This is a genomic window from Micromonospora sp. HUAS YX12 (genome assembly GCF_040215685.1).
In the GTDB taxonomy this organism is placed as follows: domain Bacteria; phylum Actinomycetota; class Actinomycetes; order Mycobacteriales; family Micromonosporaceae; genus Micromonospora; species Micromonospora tulbaghiae.
Map to the genome: position 1 here is coordinate 1,124,289 of NZ_CP157974.1, position 24,511 is coordinate 1,148,799.

General features: G+C 72.1%; 25 protein-coding genes. 10 read left to right on the plus strand and 15 right to left on the minus strand.

Going from position 1 to position 24,511, the window contains the following annotated elements; all coding sequences use genetic code 11:
- Window positions 1-10: 10 nt before the first annotated feature.
- Complete coding sequence (locus ABIH81_RS05610) at window positions 11-1,492, minus strand: NCS2 family permease (RefSeq protein WP_349879337.1); 1,482 nt, start codon at window positions 1,490-1,492, stop codon at window positions 11-13.
- 94 nt (window positions 1,493-1,586) lie between these two features.
- Between ABIH81_RS05610 and ABIH81_RS05615 the strand changes: the two genes are divergently transcribed.
- Complete coding sequence (locus tag ABIH81_RS05615; protein ID WP_135242968.1) at window positions 1,587-1,850, plus strand: DUF2530 domain-containing protein; 264 nt, start codon at window positions 1,587-1,589, stop codon at window positions 1,848-1,850.
- A 4-nt stretch (window positions 1,851-1,854) separates the two neighbouring features.
- Here ABIH81_RS05615 and ABIH81_RS05620 read toward each other — a convergent pair whose 3' ends face one another.
- Window positions 1,855-2,694 (minus strand): DUF3027 domain-containing protein, encoded by an 840-nt coding sequence (locus ABIH81_RS05620; protein ID WP_349879338.1) that lies wholly within the window; start codon window positions 2,692-2,694, stop codon window positions 1,855-1,857.
- An 87-nt stretch (window positions 2,695-2,781) separates the two neighbouring features.
- Between ABIH81_RS05620 and ABIH81_RS05625 the strand changes: the two genes are divergently transcribed.
- Window positions 2,782-4,395, plus strand: a complete 1,614-nt coding sequence (locus ABIH81_RS05625; protein ID WP_349879339.1) for an MFS transporter — start codon at window positions 2,782-2,784, stop codon at window positions 4,393-4,395.
- Window positions 4,392-5,075 (plus strand): futalosine hydrolase, encoded by a 684-nt coding sequence (locus ABIH81_RS05630; RefSeq protein WP_349879340.1) that lies wholly within the window; start codon window positions 4,392-4,394, stop codon window positions 5,073-5,075. Before ABIH81_RS05625 ends, ABIH81_RS05630 begins: the two co-directional genes overlap by 4 nt.
- A gap of 56 nt (window positions 5,076-5,131) precedes the next feature.
- On the opposite strand, the gene ABIH81_RS05635 is transcribed toward ABIH81_RS05630, so the two are convergent.
- A complete protein-coding gene (locus ABIH81_RS05635; RefSeq protein WP_349879341.1) occupies window positions 5,132-6,115 on the minus strand; it encodes an NAD(P)-dependent alcohol dehydrogenase in 984 nt (327 codons plus the stop codon).
- A 118-nt stretch (window positions 6,116-6,233) separates the two neighbouring features.
- On the opposite strand from ABIH81_RS05635, the gene ABIH81_RS05640 reads away from it, so the two are divergent.
- The gene (locus ABIH81_RS05640) at window positions 6,234-6,944 is read left to right on the plus strand and encodes a TetR/AcrR family transcriptional regulator C-terminal domain-containing protein (RefSeq protein ID WP_349879342.1); all 711 of its coding nucleotides are present in this window, start codon (window positions 6,234-6,236) and stop codon (window positions 6,942-6,944) included.
- A 34-nt stretch (window positions 6,945-6,978) separates the two neighbouring features.
- A complete protein-coding gene (locus ABIH81_RS05645; protein WP_349879343.1) occupies window positions 6,979-7,809 on the plus strand; it encodes a 1,4-dihydroxy-6-naphthoate synthase in 831 nt (276 codons plus the stop codon).
- Here ABIH81_RS05645 and ABIH81_RS05650 read toward each other — a convergent pair.
- Window positions 7,770-8,156, minus strand: coding sequence for a cold shock domain-containing protein (locus ABIH81_RS05650; RefSeq protein ID WP_026267952.1), 387 nt, complete (start codon window positions 8,154-8,156; stop codon window positions 7,770-7,772). The genes ABIH81_RS05645 and ABIH81_RS05650 overlap by 40 nt on opposite strands.
- A 28-nt stretch (window positions 8,157-8,184) precedes the next feature.
- Window positions 8,185-8,808 carry a haloacid dehalogenase-like hydrolase gene (locus ABIH81_RS05655; RefSeq protein ID WP_349879344.1) on the minus strand — a complete coding sequence of 208 codons (624 nt, stop codon included), beginning with the start codon at window positions 8,806-8,808 and terminating at the stop codon, window positions 8,185-8,187.
- A gap of 37 nt (window positions 8,809-8,845) precedes the next feature.
- Here ABIH81_RS05655 and ABIH81_RS05660 point away from each other — a divergent pair, with 37 nt between their 5' ends.
- On the plus strand, window positions 8,846-11,311 hold the full coding sequence (locus tag ABIH81_RS05660; RefSeq protein ID WP_349879345.1) for a helicase-associated domain-containing protein: 2,466 nt from the start codon (window positions 8,846-8,848) through the stop codon (window positions 11,309-11,311).
- Window position 11,312: 1 nt separating this feature from the next.
- Here ABIH81_RS05660 and ABIH81_RS05665 read toward each other — a convergent pair whose 3' ends face one another.
- On the minus strand, window positions 11,313-11,549 hold the full coding sequence (locus ABIH81_RS05665) for a hypothetical protein (RefSeq protein ID WP_349879346.1): 237 nt from the start codon (window positions 11,547-11,549) through the stop codon (window positions 11,313-11,315).
- A 134-nt stretch (window positions 11,550-11,683) separates the two neighbouring features.
- On the minus strand, window positions 11,684-12,559 hold the full coding sequence (locus tag ABIH81_RS05670; RefSeq protein ID WP_349879347.1) for a L,D-transpeptidase family protein: 876 nt from the start codon (window positions 12,557-12,559) through the stop codon (window positions 11,684-11,686).
- A 188-nt stretch (window positions 12,560-12,747) separates the two neighbouring features.
- On the opposite strand from ABIH81_RS05670, the gene ABIH81_RS05675 reads away from it, so the two are divergent.
- Together ABIH81_RS05675 and ABIH81_RS05680 are read left to right on the plus strand one after the other, a co-directional pair.
- On the plus strand, window positions 12,748-14,427 hold the full coding sequence (locus tag ABIH81_RS05675; RefSeq protein ID WP_349879348.1) for a DNA repair helicase XPB: 1,680 nt from the start codon (window positions 12,748-12,750) through the stop codon (window positions 14,425-14,427).
- Window positions 14,428-14,466: 39 nt separating this feature from the next.
- Window positions 14,467-15,942 (plus strand): pentapeptide repeat-containing protein, encoded by a 1,476-nt coding sequence (locus tag ABIH81_RS05680; protein WP_349879349.1) that lies wholly within the window; start codon window positions 14,467-14,469, stop codon window positions 15,940-15,942.
- 73 nt (window positions 15,943-16,015) lie between these two features.
- On the opposite strand, the gene ABIH81_RS05685 is transcribed toward ABIH81_RS05680, so the two are convergent.
- From ABIH81_RS05685 to ABIH81_RS05710, 6 genes are all read right to left on the minus strand, one after another.
- Window positions 16,016-16,969 (minus strand): zinc metalloprotease, encoded by a 954-nt coding sequence (locus tag ABIH81_RS05685; RefSeq protein ID WP_349879350.1) that lies wholly within the window; start codon window positions 16,967-16,969, stop codon window positions 16,016-16,018.
- Window positions 16,970-17,112: 143 nt separating this feature from the next.
- Complete coding sequence (locus ABIH81_RS05690; RefSeq protein ID WP_349879351.1) at window positions 17,113-17,454, minus strand: toxin-antitoxin system HicB family antitoxin; 342 nt, start codon at window positions 17,452-17,454, stop codon at window positions 17,113-17,115.
- 169 nt (window positions 17,455-17,623) lie between these two features.
- Window positions 17,624-18,448: a transposase family protein gene (locus tag ABIH81_RS05695; protein ID WP_349881014.1), complete on the minus strand. Its 825-nt coding sequence runs from the start codon at window positions 18,446-18,448 to the stop codon at window positions 17,624-17,626.
- Window positions 18,449-18,780: 332 nt separating this feature from the next.
- The gene (locus ABIH81_RS05700; protein ID WP_349879352.1) at window positions 18,781-19,077 is read right to left on the minus strand and encodes a hypothetical protein; all 297 of its coding nucleotides are present in this window, start codon (window positions 19,075-19,077) and stop codon (window positions 18,781-18,783) included.
- Window positions 19,070-19,927: a GNAT family N-acetyltransferase gene (locus ABIH81_RS05705; RefSeq protein WP_349879353.1), complete on the minus strand. Its 858-nt coding sequence runs from the start codon at window positions 19,925-19,927 to the stop codon at window positions 19,070-19,072. The genes ABIH81_RS05700 and ABIH81_RS05705 overlap by 8 nt, the downstream gene beginning before the upstream one ends.
- Window positions 19,928-20,219: 292 nt before the next feature.
- Window positions 20,220-20,915: a TIGR03089 family protein gene (locus tag ABIH81_RS05710; RefSeq protein WP_349879354.1), complete on the minus strand. Its 696-nt coding sequence runs from the start codon at window positions 20,913-20,915 to the stop codon at window positions 20,220-20,222.
- A gap of 186 nt (window positions 20,916-21,101) precedes the next feature.
- Here ABIH81_RS05710 and ABIH81_RS05715 point away from each other — a divergent pair, with 186 nt between their 5' ends.
- Window positions 21,102-21,617 (plus strand): hypothetical protein, encoded by a 516-nt coding sequence (locus tag ABIH81_RS05715; RefSeq protein ID WP_349879355.1) that lies wholly within the window; start codon window positions 21,102-21,104, stop codon window positions 21,615-21,617.
- On the opposite strand, the gene ligD (ABIH81_RS05720) is transcribed toward ABIH81_RS05715, so the two are convergent.
- Both ligD (ABIH81_RS05720) and ligD (ABIH81_RS05725) read right to left on the minus strand, forming a co-directional pair.
- Window positions 21,544-22,458 (minus strand): non-homologous end-joining DNA ligase, encoded by a 915-nt coding sequence (gene ligD, locus ABIH81_RS05720; protein ID WP_349879356.1) that lies wholly within the window; start codon window positions 22,456-22,458, stop codon window positions 21,544-21,546. The genes ABIH81_RS05715 and ligD (ABIH81_RS05720) overlap by 74 nt on opposite strands.
- Entirely contained in the window at window positions 22,448-23,386 is a 939-nt protein-coding gene (ligD, locus tag ABIH81_RS05725; protein WP_349879357.1) for a non-homologous end-joining DNA ligase, read from the minus strand. Before ligD (ABIH81_RS05725) ends, ligD (ABIH81_RS05720) begins: the two co-directional genes overlap by 11 nt.
- Before the next feature lie 87 nt (window positions 23,387-23,473).
- Between ligD (ABIH81_RS05725) and ABIH81_RS05730 the strand changes: the two genes are divergently transcribed.
- The gene (locus tag ABIH81_RS05730; RefSeq protein WP_349879358.1) at window positions 23,474-24,493 is read left to right on the plus strand and encodes a Ku protein; all 1,020 of its coding nucleotides are present in this window, start codon (window positions 23,474-23,476) and stop codon (window positions 24,491-24,493) included.
- Window positions 24,494-24,511: the final 18 nt, after the last annotated feature.

Consider the following 24,511-nt stretch of genomic DNA (forward strand, 5'->3'; position numbering starts at 1 on the left):
CTCACCAGCGTCAGAGCACCACGGACTCGACCGGCCCGCGCAGGAAGTACAGGATGAACAGCGCGGCGACCGCGTACAGCAGCGGGTGGATCTCCCGGGCCTTACCCTTGGCCACCTTCAGCAGTACGAAGCTGATCACGCCGGCCCCGATGCCGTTCGAGATCGAGTAGGTGAACGGCATCAGCGCGATGGTGAGGAACGCCGGGATGGCGATCTCGTAGTCGGTCCAGTCGATCGTGCGGACCGCCGTCATCATCAGGAAGCCGACCACCACCAGCGCCGTCGAGGCGGCCTCGAACGGCACGATCAGCGACAGCGGCGCCAGGAACATGGCGAACAGGAACAACGCGCCGGTGACCAGGTTGGCCACGCCGGTCCGGGCACCCTCCGCGACACCTGCGGCGCTCTCGATGTACGAGGTGTTGCTGGACACCGAGGCGGCGCCACCCGCGGCGGCGGCGATCGAGTCGACGAGCAGGATCTCCTTCGCCTTCGGCGGGGTGCCCGTCTCGTCGAGCATGTCCCCTTCCTGGCCGATCGCGACCATCGTGCCCATGGTGTCGAAGAAGTCCGTGATCAGCAGCGTGAAGATGAACATCAGCGGCACCAGCCAGCCGACCCGGCTCCACGAGTTCAGCACGTTGAACTGACCCAGCAACGACAGGTCGGGCAGGTCCACGATCTGTTTGGGCAGCTCGGGCACGTTCAGCGCCCAGCCCTTCGGGTTCGGCTTGCCGTCGACGAACGACGGGCCGACGTTGGCGATCGCCTCGACCACGATGGCCAGCACGGTGGAGGCCAGGATGCCGATCAGGATCGCGCCCCGGACCCGGCGTACCACCAGGACCAGGGTGATCAGGAGGCCGACCACGAAGACGAGCATCGGCCAGCTGACGATCTTGCCGTTGATGCCCAGCCCGACCGGCACCGTGGAGTTCGCCGCGTCCGGCACCCGCCGGACGAAACCGGCGTCGACCAGGCCGATGATGGTCAGGAACAGACCGATGCCGACGCCGATCGCGGTCTTGAGCTGCGTCGGCACCGAGCGGAACACCGCGGTACGCAGCCCGGTGAGCACCAGGATGCCGATCAGCACACCCTCGATGACCACCAGGCCCATCGCGTCCGCCCAGGTCATCTGCGGCGCGATCTCGTAGGCGACGAGCGCGTTCACGCCCAGGCCGGCCGCGAGCGCGATCGGGAACCGGGCCACCACGCCCATCAGGATGGTCATCAGGCCGGCGACGAGCGCGGTCGCCGCGGCGAGCGCCGGAATGGCCAGCGAACGGTCGTCGCCGTCCTTCGCGCTGCCCAGGATCAGCGGGTTCAACACCACGATGTACGCCATCGTGAAGAACGTGGCGAAGCCGCCTCGCAGCTCCCGGCTCAGCGTCGACCGGCGCGCCGAGATCTCGAAGAAGCGGTCGAAGGCGTTTCGTGGATGCGCGGGATCGGGCGGTGTGCCGTGATCCGGCGGCGGAGCAATGGACATCGGGTCCTCATCTAGGTCATCGGCCGGGCTTTGTCGCGCGCATCGTCCCAGATCACCTGGCAGACAGGGAAGAACGATCACGTACGCTGGGCCGGTGTCACAGGAGCAACAGCCGCGGCCGGAGCCGCTCGACCCGCCGATGGTGCCGTTCGCCGTCGCCGGGCTGATCGCCTGGGCGGTGGCCGGCCTGGTGCTGCTGATCTTCTTCCGGGACTGGCTCACCGAATCCGGGCGTCAGAACTGGCTCTGGACCTGCCTCGCCGGTTTCCTGTGGGGCTTTCCCGGCCTCGCGGTGATGATGCGGCACGACGCCAACCGGCGTCGCCGGCGCGCGGCCGCCGCGCAGCGACAGCGCTGACCCGTCAGGGGTGGCCGTACGGCTCCGCCGGCTCGGCCGCCTCCACCGAACCCGGGGCCCGGCTGACCGTCATGGCCTCGACCGCGCTGTCGTCGTACACGGTGGGCAGCTCGTCGACGGGCGTCTCGGCCGACTCGACCAGCGTCTCCGAGTGCGCGCCACACCCGTGGTCGGCGCTCACCACCCGGCCGTCGTCCGGGGCGTAGAAGTTGCCGCAGGCGCCGAACGCCAGGCGCAGCGCACCGGCGAGCGGAAGGTAGAAACCGCAGGTGCCGCAGCGGGCGGCGGCCGGCGCGGCGACCGAGATCGCGGCGTCCGGGCCGTGGTCGCCGTCGTACCAGCGCTGGGCGGCCTCGGTGCGGCCCTCCCGGGACAGCACCCGGGGCCGGCCCAGGCCCAGCTCCCAGGCGGTCTCCTCCACGGCCGGGTCGTCGGAGAGCAGGTAGCCGGGGGCGAGCCGCTCGTCGTCGGCCGGGGTGGGCAGCAGGTCGCCCGGGCCCAGGTCGCCCGGCTTGAGCCGCTCCTGCCAGGGCAACCAGCCGGGAGCGAGCAGCGCGTCCGGGCCGGGCAGCAGCACCGTCTCGCAGATGGTGACGTGCCGGCTGCGCGGCACCCGGGTCACCGTGACGGCCCAGCGCCAGCCGCGGTAACCGGCCATCCGGCATTCGAAGTAGTGGGTGACGAGCCGGTCGCCCTCGGCGACCGCCTGGAGATGATCGCCGATGTCGGTGGGCTCCACCTCGGTGATCGCGTCGCGGGCCACCTCGACGGCGGCGGCGCAGACCTGGTCGAGCCGGGGAGCGCGGGCGGAGGCGGGCCTGGTCACCGGACCATTGTTCCCCATGCCCGTCCACGGGCGACAGGCACTCCCCGGAGTCATTCTCTCCGGGTGATGCGGCACACGCGGAGCGGATGGGCGAGGATGGGACGCATGGCGCTGTCCTCCCGCTCCGGCCGCTCCTTCCTCGGGCGGACCGTCGGCACCGGCATCCGCGCCACCCGGCTGCTGCTGCGGGGGTCGCTGCACGGCGGGCGCTGGATGACCCGGCGGGCCGGCACCGCCCGGGCCCGCAGTGCCGGCAACGAGGTGGGCATGGTCCGCCTGTTCGACCTGCACGCGCTCTCCTGCGCCGGTGACACGCTCATCGCGATCGGCCTGGCCGGGACGATCTTCTTCGACGTGCCGCTGGGCGAGGCGCGCAACAAGGTGGCCCTCTACCTGCTGGTGACCATGGTCCCGTTCGCCATGCTCGCCCCGGTGGTCGGTCCGCTGCTCGACCACTTCCGCCACGGCCGGCGGTACGCGCTGGCCACCACCATGCTCGGCCGGGCGTTCCTGGCCTGGCTGATCTCCGACTACATCGGCGGCTTCGGGCTCTACCCGGCGGCGTTCGGTGTGCTCGCGCTCTCCCGGGCGTACGGGGTGGCCCGCTCGGCGGCGGTCCCCCGGCTGCTCCCCGAGGGGCTGGGGCTGTCCCAGGTCGGGGCGCGCGCGAGCGTCTACGGCACGGTGGCCGGTGCGCTCGTCGCGCCGATCGGGCTGGCCGCGTTCTGGTTCGGGCCGCAGTGGCCGCTGCGGGTCGCCTCGGTGATCTTCCTGATCGGCATGGTGATCTCGCTCCGGCTGCCGCCGAAGGCCGACTCCGAGCCGCCGGAGCGGATGCCGCACCCGCTGCGCGCGATGCGCCGCCGCGACGGCGAACGCCCGCTGGGCCGGGGCCGCCCGAGCGGCCGGCTGGTGATCGCCACGCTGATCGGCGCGGCGGCGCTACGCGGGCTCTACGGTTTCCTGCTGCTGTTCCTGGCCTTCGCGATCAAGGCCGGTGACCTGACCACCGACTTCTTCGGCCGCGACCTCGGCGCACAGGGCGCGCTGGGCCTGGTCGGCGGCGCGCTGGCGGTCGGCACGTTCCTGGCCACCGCGATCGGCACCCGTCTGCGCATCCACCGGCCGACAGCGCTCCAGTCCAGCGGCACGATCGTGGTGGCCGGTGTGGCGGTGCTCGCCGCGCTGAAGTTCTCGCTGCCCATGGTGGCGCTGCTCTGCCTGGTGGCCGCGATGATGAGCGGGATCGCCAAGCTCGCGGTGGACGCCTCGATCCAGGAACGCATCCCGGAGCGGCTGCGGGCCAGCTCGTTCGCGCACTCGGAGACCGCGCTGATGCTCGCGTTCGTGGCCGGGGGCGGGCTCGGGCTGGTGCCGTTCACCGGCCTGATCGGGGTGACAGTCGCCGCCGTGGTGGCCGCGCTGGTGGCCGTACGCGGGGTGCTGGTCGCCGGCAAGCTACGCGGTGAGCACCTGGCCGGCCGGCCGCTCGGTGACGAGGAGCTGGCGACGGAACAGGCCACCCGGGCCGAGGAACCGGCCGTCACCTCGTTCGACGACCCGGCGCCCACGTCACCGGCGCCCCAGCGCTCCGGCCCGCCGGACGACGACGGGCTGGCGCCGCCCGGTTTCCACATCTACCGGCCGTCCTCCTCGGTGGGCGGGCCCGGCGGCGTCGAGGACACCGAACGGCGCGATCCCCGGGGGCCGGTGGCGTGACCGGCCTGCTCGTGGTCACGGCCGTGCCGGCCGAGGCCGAGGCGATCCGTGCCGGCCTCACCGCGTCAGCCGCGCCGACGCCGCCGGACCGGACGGCGCCGGACGTGACAGTGCTGCCGGTCGGGGTCGGCCCGGCCGTCGCCGGGGCCGCCACGGCACGGCTGCTGGCGCTGGCCGAGGCGGCCGGGCGGCCGTACCGGGCGGTGGTCAGCGCCGGCATCGCCGGGGGTTTCGCCGGCCGGGTCGCTGTGGGCGGCACGGTGCTCGCCGATCGCAGCGTCGCCGCCGACCTCGGTGCCGAGTCACCGGCCGGTTTCATCCCGGTCGAGGAGCTGGGCATGCCCCCCGAGCTGCTGGGCGGCGGCCGGACCGTGCTCGCCGATCCGGGCCTGCTGGCCCGTCTGCGCGCCGCGCTGCCCGGGGCCACAGTCGGCACGGTGCTCACCGTCAGCACGGTGACCGGCACCGCCGCCAGCACCGCGGCGCTCGCCGAACGGCACCCGGACGCGGTGGCCGAGGCCATGGAGGGGTACGGCGTGGCGGTCGCCGCCGCCCAGGCCGGTGTGCCCTTCGCCGAGCTGCGTACCGTCTCCAACCCGATCGGCCCGCGCGACCGCAGTGCGTGGCGCATGCGGGAGGCGTTCGCCGCGCTCACCGCCGCCGCGGCCGCCCTCCACTGATCTTGTCCACCTGTGGACAACCCTGTGGACAACCCGTCGGGCTGGGGACGGCGGGGTCAGATCGTGATGACGACCTTGGCTCGCGCGTGCTCGGCTTCGAGGTACCGGATGGCCTCGGGCACCTCGTGCAGCGGGTACGTCCGGTCGACGACCGGCGTGAGGCGGCCGGCCTCGGCGTGCTCACGCAGCACGTCGAGGTGCGCCCGGCCGGGTGACGTGGCGAGGACGACGACGCGCTGCCGGACGAAGGGCGCGAGCAGCCGTCCCCGCGCCACCAGCCCGATCGGGCCGAGCAGGCTGCCGCCGCGGTAGACGCCGCCGCCGGAGAGCACGAGCGTCCCGGAAGGCGTCAGCGCCCGCCGCAGCGCGGCCAGGGAGCGGTTGCCGACCAGGTCGAACACCACGTCGTGGCGGTCTCCCGCGCGGGTGAAGTCGTCGCGGGTGTAGTCGACCACGTGGTCCGCGCCGAGCGAGCGGACCAGTGCGACGTTGCGGGTGCTGCACACGCCGGTCACCGTCGCGCCGAGCGCCTTCGCGAGCTGGACGGCGAGCGTGCCGACGCCGCCGGAAGCCCCGTTGATCAGAACGCGGTGACCGGGCCGGACCTGCCCGGCGTCGCGCAGCCCCTGGAGCGCGGTGACTCCTGCCAGCGGCAGGGCTGCCGCCTGCCCCGGCGTCAGGTTCGCCGGCCGCGGCGCGACCAGGTGCTCGGGTACGCGCACGTACTCGGCGAACGCGCCGTCGGCCTCGCCGAGGTCGCCGAAGACGGCGTCGCCGGGGCGTACCTGCCGCACCTGGGCGCCGACGGCCTCGACCCGGCCGGCGAAGTCGCGGCCACGGACGCGGGCCCGGGGCCGCCCGAGGCCGAACGCCAGCCGTGACAGCCGGGGGTCACCGCGCATGGCATGCCAGTCCCACGCGTTCAACGCGGCGGCCTCGACCCGGACGAGGACGTCGCCGGGGCCGGGCTCGGGCGTCTCGACGTCGGCGAGCGTGAGTGTCTCGGGCGGGCCGTACCGGTCCTGGACGATCGCCTTCATGTCGCCACTCCCTCCCAAGTGTACGGCGTACACCTTCATGCCCACCAGGTTAGGTGTACGCCGTACACCAGTCAAGGCGGTTACTGTGTCAACGGCCACCGGAAGGACTGGGGACGACATGGCTGAGCAGGTGGAGACGGTGCGCCGGGCGCCCCTGACCAGGGACCGCGTCCTGCGTGCCGCCGTCGCGCTCGCCGACCGGACCGGGATCGAGTCGCTCAGCATGCGCAACCTCGCGCAGGATCTGGGCGTCGTGCCGATGGCCCTCTACAAGCACGTCGCCAACAAGGACGAACTACTCGACGGCATGATCGACATCGTCGTCGGGGAGATCGACCCGCCGGCGGCCGGCGACTGGAAGCAGGTGATCCGCCGGCGCGTCCTGTCGGCGCGACAGGTGCTGCTCCGCCACCCCTGGGCCTCGCTGGCGATCGAGTCCCGGACCATGGCCACACCCGCCGTGCTCGCCTACCTCGACTCGACCGTCGGCGCGTTGCGGGCGAGCGGATTCTCCGCCGACCTGGCCCACCACGTCATGCACGCGCTGGGCAGCCGGGTGCTGGGCTTCAGCCAGGAACTGTTCGACGCCTCCCGGCAGGCCGGCCGGTCCGGCGCGACGGTGCCCGAGGCGCCGGCCGACCTGCCGCCGGAGATGGCCGCCCGGTTCCCGAACCTCGCGGCCATCGCCACCGCGGCGTCCCACGACGGCGACTCGGTCGTCGGGCCGGGCTGCGACGACCAGTTCGAGTTCGAGTTCGCGCTGGACCTGCTGCTGGACGGCATCGAGCGGCTGCACCGGGACGGCTGGACGTCACACCGGACGGGGTGACGGGCGGGCCGGGCGCCGGGGTTACGGTGGGAGCGTGGCGCTCTCCCTGGCGATCTCCCCCTGCCCCAACGACACGTTCGTCTTCGACGCCCTGGTGCACGGCCGGGTGCCCGGCGCACCGCCGGTCGAGGTGACCTACGCGGACGTCGACGTCACCAACACCGCCGCCGAGCGGGGGGCGTTCGACCTGGTGAAGGTCAGCTACGCCGCGCTGCCGTGGCTGCTCGACGACTACCACCTGCTGCCCTGCGGCGGCGCGCTGGGCCGGGGCTGCGGCCCGCTGGTGCTGACCCGGGGTGACCGGACCGACCTGTCCGGCGCGACGGTGGCGGTGCCCGGCGAGCGGACCACCGCGTACCTGCTGTTCCGGCTCTGGGCGGCCGGCCAGGCCCCGGCGCGCATCGAGGTGGTGCCGTTCCACGAGATCATGCCGGGCGTGGCCGCCGGCCGGTACGACGCGGGCCTGGTCATCCACGAGGCGCGCTTCACCTACCCGCGGCACGGGCTGACCGCACTGGTCGACCTGGGCGAGTGGTGGGAGGGCGACACCGGGCTGCCGATCCCGCTCGGCGCGATCCTGGCCCGCCGGGGCGCTGTCGACCCGGTCGAGGCCACCGCCTGGATCCGCGAGTCGGTACGCCAGGCGTGGGCCGACCCGGAGGCCAGCCGCGAGTACGTCCTCGCGCACGCGCAGGAGATGGAGCCCGACGTGGTGGACCGGCACATCGGCCTCTACGTCAACGAGTTCACCGCCGACCTGGGAGAGGCCGGCTTCGCCGCCGTGGAGGCGCTGCTGGGCCGGGCCGCCGACGCCGGGCTCGTCCCTCAGACCTCCAGCTCGCGCGCCACCGCGTGGACCAGCTGAGCGATCTTCTGGGCGGTCTTCCGATCCGGGAAGCGCCCCCGGCGCAGGTCCGGCTGGACCTTCGCCTCCAGCACCTTGATCATGTCTTCCACCAGGCCGTGGAGTTCCTCGGCCGGCCGGCGGCGCAGCTCCGCCACCGACGGCGGCGCCTCCAGCAGCTTGACCCCCATCGCCTGGGCGCCCCGCCGGCTGTCGACCACGCTGAAATCGACCCGCTGGCCACCCTTCAGGTCGGCGACACCCGCCGGTAGCGCGCCCTTCGGCAGGAACACGTCGCCACCCTCGTCACTGGTGACGAACCCGTACCCCTTGGCGGCGTCGTACCACTTCACTCGACCCGTCGGCACCTGTTGAACCCCGCTCCACTCGAACCGTCTACCCCTCCAAGGCTAGCCCGATGATCCGGTCCAGCGCCCTCGGGAATTCGACGAGATCATCAAGCACCAGGTACGCCCCGGCCTCGGTCAGTTCGTCGGCCGGGCACGGGCCGGTCGCCACTGCCACGCCCGGGATTCCCGCGGCTCGCGCGGCGGCCATGTCGGCCACGTGGTCGCCCACGTACAACGTGGCGCCGTGCTCGCGCAACGCGACCGCCTTCTGCTCGGCGAACACGTCCCCGGCCAGCTCGTCCACCGGCAGCCCGAGGTGGTCCAGGTGCAGCTTCGCCAGCCGGCCGATCTTCGCGGTCACCACCATCGTCCGGCCGCCGCGCGCGTGCACCGCGCGCAACGCGGCCTCCGCACCCGGCATCGGCACGGTCGGGGTGATCGCGTACGCCGGATACAGCTCCCGGTAGAGCGTCACCGCCTCCTCCAGGCGCTCCGGCGGGAACCAGTGCGCCAGCTCGGTACGCAGCGGCGGGCCCAGCCGGGAGACGGCCAGTTCCCCGTCCACGTGCACGCCCGTGCGCGCGGTCAGCGCCCGGAACGCGGCCGCGATCCCGGGGCGGGAGTCGACCAGGGTCATGTCGAGGTCGAAGCCGACCATCAGCGGAGACATGCCGAGAACCTACCCAGCGGGCTAGCGTGGTACGACGATGACCACCTCACTCGCCGACCACCTGCGGGCCCTCCCCGACGAGTCCCTCGCCGCGCTGCTCCAACTGCGGCCGGACCTCGTCGTGCCGGTGCCGGCCGACATGTCCGCCCTCGCCCTGCGCGCCCAGTCCCGGGTCTCCGTGGCCCGGGCGCTCGACGGGCTGGACCAGTTCACCCTCCAGATCCTCGACGCCGCCCGGCTCACCCGGGGCCCCGAGGGCGCCACCTCCACCGACCAGATCCTGGCCATGGCCACCGCCGGGCCGCAGCCGCCCGCACCGACAGCGGTCCGCGTCGCCGTCGACCGGCTCCGGGCCCGGTTCCTGCTGTACGGCCCCGAGCACGACCTGTGCGTGGCCGGCGGCATCGACGAGGTGTCCCCGTACCCGGCGGGGCTGGGCCGACCGGCGGCGGAGCTGGACCCGCGCGCGGCGGCGCTCTGCGCGGATCCGGCGAAGCTGCGGCGGACGCTGCTGTCCGCGCCGCCCTCGGCCCGGGCGGTCCTGGACCGGCTCGCCGCCGGGCCGCCGGTCGGGACCGTGGCCCCCGGCGCGCTGGAGGCCCCCGCCACCGGCGCCGAGGACGTGCTCCCGCCCGACCTGGTCAACGGCGGCGCGCCGACCGGCTCCCCGATCCGCTGGCTGGTCGAGCACCGGCTCCTGGTCCGGATGTCCGGCGGCCGCAACGGCACCGTCGAGCTGCCCCGCGAGGTGGGGCTGGTGCTGCGCCGCGACGCCGGTCCGCTCGGCCCGCTGCGCACCAGCCCGCCGGTGGTGTCCGGGCCGCCGCGCGAGGTCAAGTCCGTCGACTCGGCCGGGGCCGGGCAGGCCATGGAGGTGGTCCGGCACACCGAGGCGATGCTGGAGGCGCTGACCGCGGAACCGGCACCGGTGCTGCGTTCCGGCGGCGTCGGCGTACGCGACCTGCGGCGGCTCGCCCGTGGCCTCGGGCTGGACGAGCCGACCACGGCGCTGCTGTTCGAGGTGGCGTACGCGGCGGGGCTGACCGGGGAGATGGAGCTGACCGGCGCGGCCACCACCCGCTACGGCGGCGACCAGCAGATCCTGCCCACCGGCGGGTACGAGGTGTGGCGCGCGGTGTCGCTGGCCCAGCGCTGGGAGCAGCTCGCCCGTGCCTGGACGTCGATGCCCCGCCAGGCCGGCCTGATCGGGCAGCGCGACGACCGGGACCGGCCCATCTCGGTGCTCTCCGCCGAGGCGGAACGGGCCGGCGCGCCCGCCGCCCGGCGTGCGGTGCTGGCCGTGCTGGCCGATCTGCCGCCCGGTACCGCGCCGACCACCGACGAGGTGCTGGAACTGCTGGACTGGCGCGCGCCCCGGCGGGCCCGGGGGCGGGAGGCGGCGCACCGGGAGGTGCTGGCCGAGGCCGCCACGCTGGGCGTGACCGGGCTCGGCGCGCTCACCTCGTACGGGCGGCTGCTGCTCGCCGAGCTGACCGAGGCCGACGAGCGCGGTGACGACCCGCTCGGGCTGCGCTCCGACGCCGAGTCGGGCGACGCGTCGACGACCGTACGGGCGCTGGACGGGCTGCTGCCCGCCCCGGTCGACCACGTGCTGGTGCAGGCCGACCTGACAGTGGTGGTGCCCGGCCCGCCCGACCCGGCGCTCGCCGCCGAGCTGGACGTGGTGGCCGAGCACGAGTCGGCGGGCGGAGCCAGCGTGCACCGGGTCACCACGGCGAGCATCCGGCGGGCGCTCGACGCCGGGTACACCGCCGACGACCTGCATGCGCTGTTCCGCCGCCGGTCGCGTACCCCGGTGCCGCAGGGCCTGACCTATCTCGTCGACGACGTGGCCCGCAAGCACGGCGGGCTGCGCGTCGGCTCGGCCGGGGCGTACGTGCGCAGCGACGACGAGGCGCTGCTCAGCGAGGTGCAGGCGGACCGGCGACTGGAGCCGCTGGCGTTCCGCCGGCTCGCGCCCACCGTGCTGGTCACCCCGTACCAGGTCAACCGGATGCTGACCGCGCTGCGCGACGCCGGGTACGCCCCGGTGCCCGAGGACGCCAGCGGAGCGACGGTGCTGGCGCGGCCGAAGACCCGGCGGGCGCCGGCCCGTACCGCGATCGGCCGTGCGGTGGATCCGCTCGCCACGCCGAAGCTGCCGATGCCCCGCCTGCTCGGCGTGGTGGAGCAGATCCGCCGGGGCGAGGCGGCGGCCCGGGCGGCACGGCGGGCCCCGGCGGTGGTCCGCGGCGCCCCGGCGGCGGCGGGTGGTCCCACACCCGTGTCCGGGCACGGCGACGCCCTGGCGGTGCTCCAGCAGGCGGTACGGGACAAGGCGCTGGTCTGGGTGGGCTACGTCGACGCGCACGGGGCGACCGCGTCCCGGCTGGTCCGGCCGGTGTCGATCGGCGCCGGCTACCTGCGCGCCGAGGACGACCGGACGGAGATGCTGCACACGTTCGCGCTGCACCGGATCACGGCCGCCGTGCTGGAGGAGTGAGCTACTCCCCGTTGCGGCGCAGCGTGCCGATCACCGACACGGCCAGCAGCAACGCGAACGCGGCGCCGGCCGACTCGCCCACCGAGTCGACGAAGCCCTGCTGCTGCACCAGCAGCCCGAACAGGAACCAGCCGAACACCCCCGCGGCGGCGGCCGCGTAGGCGAGCACTACTGCCGTGGGCACCTCCTGCTGCCGCGTCCGTTCGTCCTCGGGAAGCACGTCCCGGTCAACGGTCATGGCAGTCCCTCCCCGTCCCGGCATGGACCCGGCTTCCAGGGTTACACCAACCGGAGCGCGCGGACAGGGGTTAAAACCCTGATCCGGGCGCTCCGGTCACGGGTAGGGGCCGGGTTCCGGCCGGGCCGGCCGGTTCAGGTGCCCGGGCGGCGGCCGATCACCACCACGCGGGTGCCGACCGAGCCCAACTCCCACAGGCGTACCGCGTCGCGGTGCAGCAGGTTGACGCAGCCGTGCGAGCCGATCGCGCCGTTGTGCAGGTAGGTGGTGGTCTCGTGGAAGCCGATCCCGCCGTTGAACTGCTGCCAGTACGGCAGCCACACCTCGTACGGGTTGGACCACTCGCGCGGGTTCTTCCGGCCCACCGAGTACGTGCCGGCCGGGGTGGCGTAGCCGGACATGCCGGTGCGGGTGACGGTCGGACCCATCACCACAGTGCCGCCGCGCATCGCCCAGACCGTCTGCCGGGTCAGGTCGACGCAGAAGGTGAGCCGGGAACCGGCCTTGCACCGGGTGGTGTCGGTGGCGGCGAGCCGCTTCGCCACGTCGTACGTGGTGGGGCCGGCGCGGCCGGAGGACGGGCTGATCCCGTACCGGATCTGGAACTTCTTGATCGCGGCGCAGTCGGCGGTGGACTGCTCGCCGTCCACGGTCAGCGTCCCGAAGCCGCCCAGCCGGGTCAGGTACGTCTCCACGGCCCGCTGGTGCTCCCCCTGCGGGCACCCGGCGGACGCGCTGGGCTTCGGCTTGGGCTTCGTCGTCTTTGCCGCCTCGGGCGACCGGGAGGGTTTCGGCGAGGCCGTCCGGCTCGGCTGCGCCGACGGGGACGTGGCCGGCTGTTCCGGCGTGGGCGACGCGCTCGCCCCCGATGCTCCCTCCGTCAGCCCGACCGGGCCGGGGGTGCTCCCCCCGGCGCCTTCCGCCTGCGGATCGAGCGCACAGGCGCCGACACCGACCAGCACGACCACCGCCAGGGCGGTGACCCGGGCGATAAACCGGACACGCTGCATGGGCCCTCCCTGGACAGTCGTCCCGATTGCTAGACGTGTGGGACGAGTATGACGTTGCCTGTCCACCGAGACTTTTTTGCGGCGCCCGCCGGCGTGCAACACTGGATGGTCGGCCTGCGGCAGGTCAGCCGGGGTGGCGACGGGGGTACCGGGCGGCGGGGTTCCGGGCGATGCGAGAGGACGCTGGCGTGAGCGGTGGACCACTGATCGTGCAGTCGGACAAGACGCTGCTGCTGGAGGTGGATCACCCAGACGCGCAGGCGTGCCGGATGGCGATCGCGCCCTTCGCCGAGCTGGAACGCTCCCCCGAGCACGTGCACACCTACCGGCTCACGCCGCTGGGCCTGTGGAACGCGCGGGCCGCCGGCCACGACGCCGAGGGCGTGGTCGACTCGCTGATCAAGTACTCGCGCTACCCGGTACCGCACGGGCTGCTCGTCGACGTGGCCGAGACGATGGACCGGTACGGCCGGCTCCAGCTCGCCAACGACCCGGTGCACGGCCTGGTGCTGCGCGCCCTGGACCGGGTGGTGCTGATCGAGGTCGCCAAGAGCAAGAAGCTCGCCGGCATGCTCGGCGCGAAGCTCGACGACGACACGATCGCGGTGCACCCGTCCGAGCGGGGACGGCTCAAGCAGGCGCTGCTCAAGCTGGGCTGGCCGGCCGAGGACCTGGCCGGGTACGTGGACGGCGAGGCGCACCCGATCGAGCTGGCCGAGTCCGGCAAGGACGGCGGCAAGCCGTGGACGCTGCGGTCGTACCAGCGGGAGGCGGTGGAGGCGTTCTGGGCCGGCGGGTCCGGCGTGGTGGTGCTGCCCTGCGGCGCCGGCAAGACGCTGGTCGGCGCGGCGGCGATGGCCGAGGCGAAGGCGACCACGCTGATCCTGGTCACCAACACGGTGGCGGGACGGCAGTGGAAGCGGGAGCTGATCGCGCGCACGTCGCTGACCGAGGAGGAGATCGGCGAGTACTCGGGCGAGCGCAAGGAGATCCGCCCGGTCACCATCGCCACGTACCAGGTGCTCACCTCGCGGCGCGGCGGCGCGTTCACCCACCTGGACCTGTTCGGCGCCCGCGACTGGGGCCTGGTCGTCTACGACGAGGTGCACCTGCTGCCCGCGCCGATCTTCCGCTTCACGGCGGACCTCCAGGCCCGCCGCCGGCTCGGCCTCACCGCGACCCTGGTACGCGAGGACGGCCGCGAGGGCGACGTGTTCAGCCTGATCGGCCCGAAGCGGTACGACGCGCCGTGGAAGGACATCGAGCAGCAGGGCTGGATCGCCCCGGCGGAGTGCACCGAGGTACGGGTGACGCTCACCGACGCCGAGCGGCTGGCGTACGCGACGGCGGAGGCCGAGGAGCGCTACCGGATGGCGGCGACCGCACGCACCAAGCTGCCGGTGGTGCGGGCCCTGGTGGACCGGCACCCGTCCGAGCAGGTCCTCGTCATCGGTGGGTTCCTCGACCAGTTGCACCAGCTCGGCGAATACCTGGACGCGCCGATCGTGCAGGGCTCCACCACGAACAAGGAGCGCGAGCGGCTGTTCGACGCGTTCCGCTCCGGCGAGGTGCGGACGCTGGTGATCTCCAAGGTCGGGAACTTCTCCATCGACCTGCCGGAGGCGGCGGTGGCGATCCAGGTGTCCGGCACGTTCGGCTCGCGGCAGGAGGAGGCGCAGCGGCTCGGGCGGGTGCTGCGCCCGAAGGCCGACGGCCGGCAGGCGCACTTCTACACGGTGGTCTCCCGGGACACCATCGACACCGAGTACGCCGCGCACCGGCAGCGGTTCCTGGCCGAGCAGGGGTACGCGTACACCATCGTGGACGCCGACGACGTGCTCGGGCCGAAGCTGCCCACTGTCGACTGACGGTTCTAGGTTCTAGCGGTGGTGCGTTAGAACTGTGTCATGGCGAGACTCCGGGCGCGTTGGTGGCGGATCAAAGCAGCAGTCCGTCTGTTCGCCCGGGACCTCGGTTGGGGCAGACCGCGCCGGCCCATCGTCGTCCGGGACGTCAACCGGCGGTGGGTGCTGCTGCTGACAGCGCTCCTCGTCGGCGCGGCGTTCGTAGCCTACGGCTGGGCGATTGCCGAAGCACCACGGATGCTGGACAGCAATTCGGTGCGCCAGGCGAGCCCAGATGCCCGCCTCAGCGCTCATCACAATGCCCGGCTACTGGTGACGTCGCTCGGCGGGGCGATCGTCGTCGCCATCGGCCTGTTGTACACCGCCCGCAATTACCGGCTGGCCAATCGAGGTCAGGTCACCGATCGCTTCACCAAGGCGCTCGAGCGGCTGGACTCCACGAAAGCCCATATCCGGATCGGCGGCGTCCACGCGCTTGCTCGGGTGCTACAGGATTCGCCGTCTCACCACAACGACACGGTCGACGTGCTCATCGCCTTCTTGCGTGACCGCAGCGCACCTAGTCCCGGTTCGGCGGATCAGCCGCCTGAGGACCTGCCCCAGGAACTACCGGAAGACGTCCAGGCAACCGTCACTGCGCTTGCCTACCGGCCACGGCGACGTGCCGCCGAGCGCGCGGGCCTGGACCTGCACGACCTGAGGCTCGACCACCTGCATGCCCCGTACGGACGACTCCAGAACTCTGACTTCTCCGGATGCAGACTGCGGGAAGCCCGTCTGCACCGGGCGATGCTGGACTACGCCGAGTTGAGCAGAGCTGACCTGCGAGGCGCTGAACTCAACCGGAGCAGCCTGAAGCACGCCACACTGCACTTGGCCTTGATCGATCACGCCGATCTGTTCGCGGTGTCGCTCAGCGGCGCGGACCTCTCCATGTCCAGCTTGACGGGTGCGAATGTCTCTCACGCGCTGCTGCTCGACGCCTGCCTGTCCGAATGCAGACTGAACGGCGCGTATCTCTCCTTCTCCGACCTGCAGTTGGCGAATCTGACCCGGGCAGACCTGAGCCACGCGCGTCTGAACCGTTGCCGCCTGCACAACGCAAACCTGAGCTTCGCCTCTCTCCGGCAGGCGGAGGCACGTGATTCCCACTTCGACGGCGCCAACATGGCCCACATCTCGGCGGCGAAGGCGAACTTCGGCTTCTCTCGTCTGAACCAGGCGGTTCTCGAATCGGCCGATCTGCGCGACGCGCGTCTCGTGGGAGCCCAGATGAGACGGGTCGACCTGGGCAAGGCGGACCTCCGGGGCGCTGCTCTCATCGGCGCCGATCTGGCCGGGGCGAACTTGTCGGGCGCGGACATCAGGGGCGCCGACCTGCGGATGGCTCGGCTCTGCGACGCCGGCGGCAAGAATCCCGTCGAAGGGCTGGACGCGAATGATCTCGCAACTGCCAGGACCGACCACAGCACGAGGCTTCCCCCTCGACTGCAAGCCGGAGCCGACGAGCGTTGGTGAACCACTCGACGGGCCGGATGGGCGGACCCCACACGGGGTCGGATGTCCGCCCATCCGGTAGTCGCTTTCGGGTCTAGCCGTTGCCGCTGGCGCGGAACGCGACCCAGGCGTCGCTCATCCGGTCGGCCTGGCCCGGGGTGAACATGTTCATGCAGGAGTCCTGCGTGTAGTCCATGAAGTTGTGGATCGGGTCGAGCCCTGGCGCGGTGCAGGTGTCCGCGCCGATCGGGCAGTTGAACTGCGGCGCCGCCTCACGTGGCGTGTCGGCCACGAAGTCGCCGGACGCGGAGCAGCCGTGCGCGAACGTGTGCTCCAGCATCAGCCAGTGCCCGACCTCGTGCGTGAGCGTGTCGCCGAGCGCGTACTTGCCGGCCGTGCCACCCGGCATCGACTCGTCGAGCATCACCACGCCGTCGATGTAGTCGCGGCCGTTGTTGTAGCCCTTCGGGAAGTACGCCCAGCCGAGCAGCCCGCCACCGATGTTCGCCGCGTAGACGTTCAGCGTGCGGGAGTCGCCGGTGTAGAGCGCCTTCTTCATGTCCCGCTCGTTCTTGCCCGGCACCACCGTGTACCAGGCACTGTTCACGGTCCAGGTGGTGTCGACGAGCGAGAAGCGGAACGGCGTGTCCGACGCGTCCGCAGCCGTACGGCCCGCGAACGAGTCGTTGAGCACTGTCATCTGCGCCGCGATGAGCGTGTTCCAGCGGGCCTTCTCGGCCGCGCTCAGCTCGTGGTCCGAGATCATGTGGAAGATCGTCGGCACTGTGACGCTGCCGTTCGCCAGGCGCGGCGAGTCCTTGATGACGCCGTACGCCTTGGCCTCGTTCGTCGAGTAGAGCGCCGGCTCCTGGGCGGTGGCGCCCTCGCGTACCCGGGCGGCGCTGTGGTTGTCGGCGCCCGGCTCGCATTCGGCGAGGGCGGGAGAGGCGGCCACGGGTGCGGTGGTGGCGGAGGCGCCTCCGGCGGTCAGGAAGGTGGCGGCGGCAGCGACGAGTACTGCCAGGTGGATCGTCGGTTTCCTGTGCATCGTTGCACCTTTCGAGAGGCATGAAAGGAGTACCGACGCGGGGTTGTCAAAGCTGCGGATCGATGACGTCGTCGTCCCGCCATAAGACCACGTCAACGGCCGTCCGCAACAGACCCCGGCGGGGGACGCGGCCTTGGGACAGGTCAGGCGGCACTGAGCTTCCGCAGCACGTACTGGTTGAGGCTCATGCCTTCCTCGGCGGCATGGATGGCCAGCTCGCGGTGCAGGCTCTCGCCGACCCGAAGGTTGAACTTGCCCGAGTAACTGCGCTCGGACAGCGGCTCCGGGATCTGCTCGCCCTGTTCCGCCATGTCGCCGATCACCTCACGCAGCATCTCCTGGAGCCCGTGCAGCGCCTCGATCTGCGAGGTCGCGAGCCACGACAGAGACGGAAACTCGGCGCAGGTGGCGACGAACTCCTGATCGTCGGCGGACCACGTGACGCGGTAGGTGTAGTGCGAGATCTCCGGACGGGAATCGGACATCACATGGCCTCCTTCTTGTCGATCGCCTTGAGCACCTGCCGTACCTGGTAAGCCTTGGCCTTGCCCTTGTCGTCCTGGATGTTGACGCGCGGGTCGCCAGCCCAGGGCATCTTGAACACCGCATGGGATGTTCCAGACTGCCTGGGCTTACCGAAGTAGTGAAGTAATCTCAGCGACTTTGCGGTAGGTATTTGTATTCGAAATGAGTCAGGTGCAGCGCGGCTGCGACGATGTCGCCGATCCGGCGTGGGCTGGCGGTGGTGTGGCGTAGCGTTTTCCAGCGTCCGATCAGGATGGCGAAGCCGCGTTCGCCTTGCCAGCGCAGCCCGCGCAGCAGCCGGTTGTAGGCGCGGTTGTCGGGTGCGAGACGGCTGCCGTCAGCAGGCTGCTTGACCGGAGTCTTGATGCCATGACCTGCGCTTTCGTAGCCGGAGTCGGCCAGGGCGGGCAGGTCCAGTTCGGCGGCGGACCAGTTCAGCGCAGCGGTCACCCCAAGTTCGCGGGCACAGCTGGTGTCGTGCAGGTGCCCGGGCATCGCCGTCGATGTCCAGATCGGCAGTCCGTCCGGACGGATGATCGCTTGGATGTTCGCGCCGAAGTCTCGGTGCTTTCCGGAGTACCAGGCGTCGATGGTCTCGCCCTTGACCGACAGGGTGGTCTCGGTGAGCCGGTCGCAGTCGAACAGCTTGCCGTCGAGGATCACATGGGACCAGCCGTCGTCGGCGACTCGGCGCAGCGCGGTGTGCAGGTCCTGCGCCTGCGCGGCGAGCACGGCGATGCCCTCGTCGCGGTAGCGGTACGCGGTCGCCCGGGAGATGCCGAACCCGGCACCGAGCAGGGTGATGTCCTCGGCCTTGCGGAACCAGACCAGCACCAGCAGTGCCTGGTAGAAGCAGGTCAACGCGCGGGTGCCGCGCCGTGTCCCCTTGGCTCGGCGTTCCGCGGCGAGCAGCCGGCCGAGGTACTGCACGAGTTCCCTCGGGACGTCGACCATGGCACGATATGCGATCACGTGGGGTCCTCACCGTGTGGGTGATCTTGTGGTGAGAACTACCTACCGAGGACCTCACGTCCACTTCCAGCGCTGTCCGGTCTGAGCGCCTTCATCCGTGTCGCACCAATCAACACATTCGCGTTGCTGAGATCAGCTCAGTGCTCACAGACCCGGTAAAGATCGTTGTACGCCACGTTCTGCTGGGTCTTCCGCATCGCTTCGACGATCCTGGCTATGGAGGGCACAACACATGGTACCGCAAGCAGTACCATTTCCCAGCCAGTCAGTGCAACAAGCGAAAGCGCCGACCGGCTCGGCAGGAGACGAGGGCGCTAATCGGTCGACGTCATGACGTCGGCGATGGCGCGCGCCACGCACTCGTAGTCGCGTACCAGCGGCCCGACCAGCGCACGGTCCGGCTCGAACGCGGCGACCAGGCCGCGTACCAGATCCTGGACCCGCTGGTCCGGGCTGAGCCGCCGCCCCCGGTGCCGGCGCGCGACGCTGCGCCAGCGGCGCATGCCGACGTCGGCGAGCCGTTCCTGGTGCTCGGGCGCGGGCACCGGGCAGCCCTTCGCCCACAGGTCGGCGAGGGCCCGCACGATCGCCGCCCGGGTCGGGTCAGTCACGGAGGTAGCGGGCGCGGCGGCCGAAGTCGCGGAAGCCGAGCCGCCGGTACAGGCCGGCCGCCGGGTTGTCGTCGTTGACGCAGAGCCACGCGGCGTCCGCGCCCGCGCCGGCGAGGCCGCGCAGCACGCGCGCCACCAGGTACGCGCCGACCCGCTGGCCGCGCCACCCGGGCACGACGCCGACCTGGTCGATCCAGTCGTCGAGCACGGTGACGAAGCCGGCCGCCTCACCGTCCGGGCCGCGCGCCAGCAGCGTCAGTTCCGGGCGGAAGTCGTCGTCGTCACGCAGGTCGCCCAGCCACTCGTCGGCCTCGGGCTCCACGAAGCCGGGCCGGTCGGCGAACGACGCGCGGTAGGTGGCGAACAGCTCCGGCCCCAGCGTGGCCCGTTCCACAGTCACGCCGTCCGGCGCCGTGACCTCGGGCAGCGCGTCGAGGTCGTGCCGCAGCACCCACTCGAGGAACGTCCGCGTGTAGCCGCGCGCCACGAACAACTCCTCCGCGCCCGCGTTCCACGTCTCGGTGGTGACCAGCAGACCAGCGTCGCCCGCCTGCTTCTCCGCCCAGTCCAGCAGCGCGCCGCCGAGCCCGCGCCCGCGCCACGCCGGGTGCACCACCCCGGTGGCGGTGGCCGGCGTCCGCCCGGTGCCGACTCCGACGGCCGCGACCAGGTCGCCGCCCGACCAGGCGCCGTGGGTACGCGTCTGCAGCAGCCGCGCCCGCGCCAACGGGGTACGCCCGAACAGCGGCAACCCGCCGTCAGTGGCGAGGCACGCCTGCGCCAGGCCGGTCAACGCGGGCAGGTCGTCGTCGCCGAACTCCCGCCAGACCAGCGCACCCGTCCCGCTCACGCCCACTCCCGTCACCCGCCCGACCCACGGTCCGGCTCACCGAGGCAGTAGGCCCCACCCGCCCCCCGAGGTCAACCACATTCCCCGCCCGCTCGCCCGCCCAGCCTGCGCCGATCTTGGAGTTATGGCGCCTCAGATGCCCGCTTCGCGGCTTACGCGAGGTGCCACAACTCCATGATCAACGAAAAGGCGGGGCGGGATAGGCGGGTCAAACGACACGCCCCGCTGATCATGTAGTTGCCGCCCCGACAAGAGCCGCAAATCCGGCACCGAAAGGGCCGCAACTGCAAGATCAGCGAGGTGAAGGGGCGGGGTTGGCGTGGATCAGGACCGTGGCTCCGGCGGAGAGGGGGGCCAGGAGCCACTTCACGGGCTGCTCCTCGGTCGGGTCGATCACCAGGCGGTCACCGGGGTGCAAGTCGAGCTGGGTGGCGATCTCGGCGGCCAGGCGCCGCCACGCGCCGAAGCTGGTGCCGTCCGGTGTGGCCGGGCCGGCCGGGTCGACCGCCGTGTAGTCCGGCGGGTCGGTGGGGTGCCGCAGCACCTCTGCCGACCAGTCCAGCCAGCCCGGCGGCACCTCGGCGAGCGGGCCCGGCCCGGTGCCCACCAGATAGCGGTGCGTCCCCTCGGGAACGTCCTCCAGCCAGTCGTCAAGGCGTTCCGGGGTCACGAACACCGCGTCGTACGGCCGGTCCGCGCCCGGTTCGAGCACCGGCAGCCCGGCCAGCGCGCGGGGCCGGAAGGAAACCGTCAGCCCGACCGACCAGGCGCCGATGAGCACGGCCGCGGTACGCCAGTGCGGCGGCAGCAGCACCGCCACCCGGTCACCGGGGCGCAGCCCGCACCCGTCCCGGAGCAGCCCGGCGCTGCGGGCCGCCCACTGGCCCAGCTGCGGCCCGGTCAGCTCGGTGCGCTCGCCCGTGGCGTCGTCGAGGTAGGTCAGCAGCGGCACGTCGGACGCGACGGCGGCGGGTGCGCGGGTGGCCATCGGATGTGCTCCTCCCTGGCGGTCAGCTCACCCTAGATCCTTGGGTTCGAGAATCTGAACAGCTGAGTCAGGTTTTCAGGCTGCGGTTTTGAGTCGTGCTCGTGCGATAGCCTGCTGATCTTCAGCGACGACAGCGGCCGCAAGGGCTTCCTGGCCTCGCCGGTTCAGCTCGCGGTCGCGGCCGGCGTGGCGCTGGCCCTGGTCGCCATCGCCCTGCGGCGCAGCGGACGCGCCGCCGACGGGCACGACGGACCGGCACCGGTTCCCGGAGACGACGTCGCGCAGAACGCCCCCGCCGCCGACACATCGACCGCGCCACGCCCGGTCTGGGCGGGGCTGGTCGTGCTGGTCACCTACGTGGGGGCCGGCATCGTGCCGGGCTGGCCGGGTATCGGGCTCGCGCTCGCGCTCGCCGCGGCCACCGCCGTCCTGCTGACGCGCTGGTCCCGGCGGCCCGGCTGGGGACAGCGGCAGGTGCTCGCCGCCGGCTCGGCCAGCGTGCTCGTCGCGGCCGCGTTCGCGTACGAGGTGCCGACCTACTCCCCGTCGAGCCCGGCCGCGGACCTGGTCGGTGATGTGGCGATCAGCGTGATCGTGCTGCTGCTGGTCGGCGGCGCATGGTGGCGGGTCAGCGGGCCGGCAGTTCGGGACCGCCGTCGAGCAGCGGGGCCAGCAGGTCGCCCTGCTTCTCCACCCGCTTGAGCACCTCGCCCGCTGTGTACGGCCGCGTCGACGGCCGTTTCCCCGCCGCCCCGGCCTCCACCTCGTCCCAGGTCAGCGGCGTCGACACGGCCGGCACCGGCTGGGCCCGCAGGGAGTACGGCGCCACCGTCGTCTTCGCCGCGTTGTTCTGGCTCCAGTCGATGAAGACCTTGCCGGGGCGCAGGTTCTTCGCCATCTTCGACACGATCAGCTTCGGGTGTGCCTGCTCCAGCTCCTGCGCGATGCGCTTGGCGTAGTCGGAGACGATTTCGGCGTCCTGCCTGCCGGCGATCGGGCAGCAGAGCTGCATGCCCTTCTTGCCCGACGTCTTCGGGAACGAGGAGATCCCGTCGTCGGTGAGCCGGTCGCGCATCAGCAGCGCCACCCGGCAGCACTGCTTGAGCGTGGCCGGGGCACCCGGGTCCAGGTCGACGACCATCATGTCCGGGTGCGCGCCGATCTTCCACTGCGGAGTGTGCAGCTCCAGCGCGGCCAGGTTGGCCAGCCACACGAGCGTGGGCAGGTCGTCGCAGACCACGTAGTCGATGGTCTCCCGCCCCTTCGTCGACCCGGGGGCGGGCAGGTTCTCGGTGCGTACCCAACCGGGGGTCGCGGCGGGTGCGTTCTTCTCGAAGAACGAGCCGCCGTCGACGCCGTTCGGGAACCGGATCCGGGTCAGCGGGCGGTCGCGCAGGTGCGGCAGCAGCACGGGGGCGATCCGGGTGTAGTAGTCGATCACCTCGCCCTTGGTGAAGCCGGCCTTCGGGAACAGCACCTTGTCCAGGTTGGACAACTCCAGTGAGCGTCCCTCGACCTCGACCTTGAGCCGGTCAGACGGCATCGTCGACCTCCTCGGGCGGCTTGTCCGGGCGCAGGCGCAGGATGCGCGGGAAGCGCAGCCGGCCGTCCGGCGTGCGCTGGCCGTACTTGACCTCCACCACGATCCGGGGAGTTACCCAGATCGCGCCCCGGGCATCCTCGCGCGGCACCCCGGCGGCGAACGGCGAGTCGGTGGCGCGCAGCGGTTCCAGCTCGCGCAGCAGTTCCCGTTCGATCGCCGCCCCGATCCCGCCGCCGACCCGCCCCCGGTAGATCAGCCGCCCGTCCGGGCCGGGCACGCCGACCAGCAGGCCGCCGACGCGCCGCGCGCCGGGTCGCCAGCCGCCGACCACGAAGTCGGCGGTGACCTCCAGCTTGACCTTCACCCAGTCCGGCGAGCGCACGCCGGGCCGGTAGAGCGAGTCGGCCCGCTTGGCCATCACCCCCTCCAGCCCGTGCTCGCCGGCCGCCGCGTAGGTGGCCGGGCCGTCGCCGAAGACCGGCGGCACCGCCCACCGGGCGGCGCCGAGCCCGAGCGACTCCAGCGCCGCCCGCCGCTCCCGCCACGGCCGGGCGGTCAGGTCGACGCCGTCGAGCCGCAACAGATCGAAGATCATGTACGTGACGGGTACTGTCGCCGCCAGCCGCGCCGCCTTGGCCGGGTTGCGGACGTGCATCCGCTCGGCGAGCGCCGTGAACGAGGGCTGCCCGTCGGTGAAGAGGACCACCTCGCCGTCGAGCAGCGCGTCGTCGACCTGCTCGGCCAGGTTGAGCAGTTCCGGGTACGCGGTGGTGATCTCGACGCCGGAGCGGGCGTAGAAGTGCCGGTCGCCGCGGGAGATGTCGGCGAGCGCGCGTACGCCGTCCCACTTGAACTCGTACGACCAGGCGGCGCCGGCCGGGAGCTGCCCGGTCGTCGCGAGCATCGGCTTCAACGGCGCGCCGGGCACCTCCTGACTGTAGTTGCGCACTGAAGCGCGTGCGTCCCGTTCGATCGTTTGCGATTCTGGTCTTCAACCGGGGAGAGGAGCGCGGGAATGCGGGCGATCTGGAAAGGAGCGGTGTCGTTCGGCCTGGTGTCGATCGGGGTGAAGGTCTACTCGGCCACCGAGGAGAAGGACATCCGTTTCCACCAGGTGCACCGTGAGGACGGCGGCCGGATCCGCTACAAGCGCACCTGCTCGGTCTGCGGCGAGGAGGTCACCTACGACGACATCGCCAAGGGGTACGACATCGGCGGCGGCGAGATGGTCATCCTCACCGACGAGGACTTCGCCGAACTTCCGTTGAGCACCTCGCACGCGATCGACGTGCTGGAGTTCGTACCGGCCGAGCAGGTCGACCCGATCCTCTACAACAAGGCGTACTTCCTGGAGCCGGAGGGCTCGGCGACCAAGCCGTACGTGCTGCTGCGCGACGCGCTGTCCGACTCGGAGCGGGTGGCGATCGTCAAGGTGGCGCTGCGCCAGCGCGAGCAGCTCGCCACGCTGCGGGTACGCGAGGGCGTGCTGCTGCTCAACACCATGCTGTGGCCGGACGAGATCCGCCGGCCGGACTTCGGTTTCCTGGACGAGGATCTGAAGGTCCGCCCGCCCGAGCTGGCGATGGCCAGCTCGCTCATCGACTCGATGGCCGGGGAGTTCGAGCCGGACGCGTTCACCGACGACTACCGGGCGGCGTTGCAGGAGGTCATCGACGCCAAGGTCGAGGGCCGCGAGGTGGTGCAGCCGGAGGAGGAAGAGGCGGCGCCGGCCGCCGCGGTGGACCTGATGGCAGCGCTGAAGGCGTCGGTCGAGCGGGCCCGGGCGGCCCGGGGTGAGGCGCCGTCCGGTGGCGGTGCCGAGCCGACGCCGATCTCGTCGGCCCGCTCGGCGAAGAAGGCCGCGAAGAAGGCGCCGGCGAAGAAGACGGCGGAGAAGAAGGCCGAACCGGCGAAGAAGACGGCCGCCAAGAAGACGCCCGCGAAGAAGACGGCGGAGAAGAAGGCCGAACCGGCCAGGAAGACCGCCGCCAAGAAGGCACCGGCGAAGAAGACGGCCGCGAAGAAGAGCGCCTGACGCGTACGGCGTGAGCCC